Consider the following 2,648-nt stretch of genomic DNA (forward strand, 5'->3'; position numbering starts at 1 on the left):
TGATGCTCAACGAGGAGTCCCGGATGATCGCCCTCGTGGTCACCGGGATCGTCGTGATCGGCGGGCTGGCCATCTGGATGCGGTTCGACACCGTCGGCCAGCGGCGCAAGGAGGCCCAGAAGGCCCAGGTCGAGGCCGAGTTCGAGGAACTGTCCGAAGAGCCGGCGGCAGGTGGCTTCCCGGTGCCGCCGCTCGATCTGCCGCACTACCACGGCGTCTCCCGGCCGTGAGCGCCCCGGAACCCCGCCCTCCCCGGAGGAGGGCGGGCCGCCGGTCCTGATCAGCCGAAGCGCAGCGGCAGCGTGTCCGGGCCCTGGATCCCGAGGGGGCCCTGCCAGGCGACCGGCCCCGCGACGGAGGGCGGGCCCAGCCGGGCGGCGAGGATGGGAAGCGCCTCCCCGATCTCGACGCGGGCCAGAGCCGCGCCCAGGCAGTGGTGCGGGCCCGCGCCGAACTGCAGCGGGGGACTGTCCCTGACCGCCGTGATGTCGAATCGATCGGCGTTCTTGTGCGCACGCGGATCGCGCTGGGCGATGCTCACGCACATCGTGAGGAACGTCTCGCGCGCGATGTGCAGTCCCTCGTAGTCGAAGTCCTCCGCGGCGAACCGGTAGATGGTGCCCGCCGAGGGAAGCCAGCGCATCACCTCTTCGACGGCCTGGGCCGCCAGCTCCGGCCGCTGCCCCAGCAGGGTCCACTGGTCGGGGTGCTCGGCGAAGACGACCATGGCGTTCGCGAGCTGGTAGCGGGTGTTGTCCTGCGCGCCGAACACTAGCGTGACCAGCAGGTTGCGCAGCTCGTCCCTGGTGACGCGGCCGTCGTCGGCCTGGTAGGCCGCGACCAGGGCGGAGCTGAGGTCGTCGGTGGGCCTGGCCGACTTCTCCTCGATGAGGAAGTCGGCGTAGTCGTTCAGTCCGCGTACCGCAGCTTCCACCCTGGCGACGACATCGCCGCCGGTCGCGAGGCTGAAGACCAGGCCGATGTCCCTGGTCCAGGCTCCGAAGACGTCGTAGTCCTCGGGCGGCACGCCGAGCAACCGGCACATGACCGTCAGCGGCAGCCGGGAGCCGAAGTCCTCGACGAACTCGCACGTCCCGGCCGACGCCAGGCCCTCGGTCAGCTGCTCGGCCTGCTCCCGGATGAACGGCCGCAGGCTCTCCACCGTGCGCGCGGTGAACGCCTTGCTCGTCAGGCGGCGCAGGCGGCGGTGATCCTCCCCTTCGTGGTTGACGATCATCGGGACGAACCAGTCGTAGATCGGGCCGTCGAAGACCCCGTTCGTCTCCAGGTACCGCTTGCCGTTGTGGTCCAGCCTCCGGTCGCGTAAGAGGTCGTTGGCCTGCTCATAGCGCAGCACGAGCAGGCCGATGGGGCTGGTCGCGTACCAGCTTTCCGCTTGGGCCGCGAAGACCTCGGGGGCGCCGAAGTCGAAAGCCGGATCCAGGACATCGAGGAACGGCACGTTCGGGGGAGTGGGTTCCTGGCCCACGGATGTCGACAACGTCATCCTCCCTGCAGAGATGGGCGTACGGTCCACACTCCCCGGCATCACGGCGAAAATGAAGTAACGCGCCACGCACTCTTTTGAGTGATGATTATCCGTCCGGCGCGATCAGGACGCCGTGTTCCTCTTGCGGAAGGCGGCCAGTTCCTTGGCGGCCTCGTTCAGATCCTTGGCGGTGTCGATGGCCCGCCAGTACACCCCTTGCGGCAACTCATAACCCGCCAGGCGACGCTGGCGGGCGAGGTAGGGGAACGTGCTCCGCTCATGGTCGCCGACATCCGGGAGCATCGAGGCGAACTCGGCGGAGAAGACATAGACCCCGGCATTGATCGGATAGGGCGACGGCGGAGCCTCGACGAAGTCCAGGACGTTGCCGAAACGGTCGATGTCGACGGTGCCCCAAGGGAGCCGGGGACGAGCCAGGGCGAGGGTGGCATGGGCGTCGCGCTCATGGTGGAAGTCCGCCATGTCGCGCAGGCTGAAGCGGGTCCAGATGTCGCCGTTGGTGGCGTACCAGGGCTCATCCGGCCGGGGCAGAGAGGCGGCGGCGAACTTCAGCCCGCCACCACGCCCGAGCGCTTCTGTCTCGATCACCGGGGTCACCTTGAGCGGCAGACTCGCCCGGCTCAGCCAGTCGAGCACGACCTCGGAGAGGTAGCCGCAGGAGATGATGGCGTCGGTCACTCCCTCCGCCGCCAGCCATTCCAGCTGGTGGCCGATGATGGGCAGGCCGGTGCCCGGGATCTCGATCATCGGCTTGGGGTGGGTGTCGGTGTAAGGGCGCAGGCGTGATCCCTTGCCACCGGCGAGGATCACGGCCTGGGTCACCGGCCGCGATACCAGCGGCGACTCACCGGCGGACGGGATGAGATCATCGAAGGTCATCCCCGCAATTTATACGCGGTCGAGCAACCTGCGCCGACACGCTCACCCGGCCGCGAAGCGTTCGGCGAACGCGGCCCGGTTGGCCGACTCCTCCGACCGGGCCCACACCGCGAACACCACCCGTTCGAACACCCCGCCCTCGGCCAGGTGGGTGTGGAAGGCCGCGGCGACCTCATGCGGGTCATTGCGGAACACCCCGCACCCCCACGCCCCGAGCACGAGGTGCCGCGCGCCGTGGCTCACCCGCCTCCCGCTGGAG

3 protein-coding genes and 1 pseudogene are annotated in these 2,648 nt (G+C 69.1%); 1 reads left to right on the plus strand and 3 read right to left on the minus strand.

Features of this window, described 5'->3' with window-relative positions:
* A pseudogene (locus ACWDX9_RS62200) lies at positions 1–230 on the plus strand (NADH-quinone oxidoreductase subunit NuoH); the annotation flags it as partial.
* Positions 231–280: 50 nt separating this feature from the next.
* Here the strand turns inward: ACWDX9_RS62200 and ACWDX9_RS62205 are convergent.
* From ACWDX9_RS62205 to ACWDX9_RS62215, 3 genes are all read right to left on the minus strand, one after another.
* Complete coding sequence (locus tag ACWDX9_RS62205) at positions 281–1,501, minus strand: cytochrome P450 (RefSeq protein ID WP_449973263.1); 1,221 nt, start codon at positions 1,499–1,501, stop codon at positions 281–283.
* A gap of 111 nt (positions 1,502–1,612) precedes the next feature.
* Positions 1,613–2,389 (minus strand): nucleotidyltransferase family protein, encoded by a 777-nt coding sequence (locus ACWDX9_RS62210; protein WP_449973264.1) that lies wholly within the window; start codon positions 2,387–2,389, stop codon positions 1,613–1,615.
* Positions 2,390–2,431: 42 nt separating this feature from the next.
* The coding region (locus ACWDX9_RS62215) for a TIGR02452 family protein (RefSeq protein ID WP_449973265.1) at positions 2,432–2,648 on the minus strand (217 nt) is incomplete at its 5' end.

Source organism: Nonomuraea sp. NPDC003201, from assembly GCF_053590415.1.

What these genes read in the sequence shown, in the direction of transcription:
- ACWDX9_RS62210 (WP_449973264.1), bottom strand. Translation starts at nt 2,389, where the DNA reads ATGACCTTCGATGATCTCATCCCGTCCGCCGGTGAGTCGCCGCTGGTA.